We start from the raw sequence: 390 nt of genomic DNA on the forward strand, positions 1-390 counted from the left end.
CTGACGGGCTTTGGGGCGGAACTTGTGTTCGCCATCTGCGAGGCAAAAAACCTGGAAGTGGTCATCCACAACCAGGGTGAGGACAGGGCCTTTGAAGAAGATTTAGCCAAGGACGTGCTGGAGAGCATCACGGTGTTCAATGCACGGCTCTACGGTAGTCGCTTGGGCAAGAACCAGAAACTGCTGGATGGTGTCCGGAAAGCCGTAGAGGAATCTCAGGCATGATCGTCGCCCATAAAATCGCGCCTGCCCCGAACAACCAGCAGGCGACCTACTTCGCCAAGGCGGCGGGTAGGGTGCGGTTCGCCTACAACTGGGCACTGGCCCAGTGGCAGAGGCAATATGCGGCGTCGAAAGCAGACCATAGCCTACCCAAACCTTCGCAGCAGT

At 57.7% G+C, this 390-nt stretch carries 1 protein-coding gene and 1 pseudogene; both read left to right on the forward strand.

Annotation, left to right across the window (positions count from 1 at the left end; genetic code table 11):
• Positions 1 to 225, forward strand: a pseudogene (locus A7Q09_RS11030) (IS607 family transposase); the annotation flags it as partial.
• On the forward strand, positions 222 to 390 hold a 169-nt coding region (locus A7Q09_RS08245; RefSeq protein WP_166791962.1), incomplete at its 3' end, for a helix-turn-helix domain-containing protein. The pseudogene A7Q09_RS11030 and the gene A7Q09_RS08245, both read left to right, overlap by 4 nt.

Origin of the sequence: Methylacidiphilum sp. Yel (assembly GCF_004421185.1) — a bacterium.
Lineage (GTDB): Bacteria > Verrucomicrobiota > Verrucomicrobiia > Methylacidiphilales > Methylacidiphilaceae > Methylacidiphilum.